Source organism: Rhodococcus sp. EPR-134 (genome assembly GCF_001647205.1).
Classification (GTDB): Bacteria; Actinomycetota; Actinomycetes; order Mycobacteriales; family Mycobacteriaceae; genus Rhodococcus_F; species Rhodococcus_F qingshengii.
Genome location: NZ_LVCT01000145.1, coordinates 1 through 1,877 on the forward strand (window position 1 = coordinate 1; position 1,877 = coordinate 1,877).

The 1,877-nt window shown below is 60.3% G+C and carries 2 protein-coding genes; both read right to left on the reverse strand.

Features of this window, described 5'->3' with window-relative positions; genetic code table 11:
* Nucleotides 1–168 precede the first annotated feature (168 nt).
* Nucleotides 169–1,209, reverse strand: coding sequence for a FecCD family ABC transporter permease (locus A2J01_RS06505; protein ID WP_064112342.1), 1,041 nt, complete (start codon nt 1,207–1,209; stop codon nt 169–171).
* Nucleotides 1,206–1,877 (reverse strand): ABC transporter substrate-binding protein (locus tag A2J01_RS06510; protein ID WP_156519195.1); only part of this gene is annotated, 672 nt, incomplete at its 5' end. The genes A2J01_RS06510 and A2J01_RS06505, both read right to left, overlap by 4 nt.

The window sequence follows — 1,877 nt, forward strand, 5'->3', positions numbered from 1 at the left end:
GCCCGACCAAGCCCAATATTTCACCGGACTTGACTGCGAAAGTGATGCCGCGCAACACTTCGCGATTTCCGAGCCGCGCCCGGGTCTCGACGAGTTCGAGCAGGGGCGCAGTTTCGGAGTCTTTCGGGAGTGTCACTGTTCTGGTCTGTGTCACTGTTCTGGCCTGTGTCACTGCTCGAGCCTCCGATACTGCCGGTAGAGCATCCAGACGAAGATCGGTGCACCCACGAGGGCCGTGATCACTCCGACCGGAACTTCAGTGGATTGTGCCACCGAGCGCGCAGCGGTATCCGCGGCAACCATCGCGACGGCGCCCAGCAGGGCTGCAGCAGGGAGCAGTCGAATTGCTCTGGTGCCGACGATGAAGCCGGCCAGATGCGGGATCAGCAGACCGATGAAACCGATTCCACCGGCAACGCTGACTGCTGCGCCCGCCAGTACGGAGACCGCGAGCAAGGACAACACACGGAACCGTCGGACGTTCATACCGAGTGCAGCAGCCCCGTCGTCACCGGTCTGCAAAACGTCCATCCATCGCGAACTGAATAGAAGGGCTGTGCCGACGACGACCAGTGTGATCGTCGGGAAGATCAGCGTCGACCATCGTGCATCACCGAATCCGCCGGCGAGCCAATGCATAACTCCAGTGATGTGACGCTCGTCTGCAATCACCAAAAGACAAAAAGTGATCAATGCCGAAAATATCTGTCCGAGCGCAACACCCACAAGAATGATTGCAGTCGGCTGCGGATATCTACCACCAATCAGCAACGCGAGGAACAACGGAATCATCGCTCCGATGAACGCGGCAACAGGAATCGTGAATACGCCGAGCATTCCGGCTCCGATCCCCAGAACCGTAACCAAAACCACCATGAATCCTGCGCCCGACGAGACTCCGAGCAGATACGGATCGGCAAGCGGATTACGGGTGACAGCTTGAGCAACTGCACCTGCCATGGCCAACGAAGCACCCACTACCGCGGCAGTGAGTGCACGTGGCAGGCGGGAGTCGATCACGATCGACTCCCGCGCCGCGGTCCACCACGTCTCGAAAGTCCTTGGCGCCAATCGAGCTCCGACTATCGCCCAGACGTCACCGACGGGAATGCGGACCGACCCGAAAGACACCGCCAGCCCCATGACCACGGCAAGCGCAACACACAGGACTGCAAGCAAAGCGGTATAGCTGGAACGAGATCTGGTCACTGTGCCGGAACTACGCCCGGATGCAGACCCGCCGCGATGGTCTGGGCCGAGCGCACCAGACGAGGGCTCTCGAAGAAGTCGTCGAGAGGAATGACCACGAATCGATTCTGTTGGACGGCGGGAGTGGTGGCCATGACGGGATGTGACTTCAGGAAATCGATCTTCGCTTGGGCGTTCTCAGATCCGTAGTCCAGAACGACGATCGCCTGTGGCGCACGCTCACCCACGACCTCCCATGTGGTCTTGACGTATGGGCGCTCGCCCTCGGAGTAGATGTTCGTCGCTCCCGCGTAGCCGGCGACGAGCTGACCGACACCCACTCCGCCGATCGTCGTCGGAACGTCCTTGCCGCCGTCATAGAAGAATGTCGGCACCGGCGGTGCATCTCCGACTGCCGCCTTCACCGCATCGAGCCCTTGCGTTACCTGATCGGTGACCTCGGCTGCTTCACCTTCGACGCCGAGGATTCTCCCCAACTGCTCGTAGTCGTTTTCCAGCATCGAGATGTCGGGGAATCCCTGGCCGCAGTACTCGGAGAACAGGAACGTGTTGATTCCGCGTTCGGCGAACAGGTCCCGCGAACGGCCTTCCTTCTCTTGAAAGGCGCTGCTCATACCTCCGACGACAAAATCGGGATCGAGATCGAGAATCTGCTCGGTGGGCGGGTA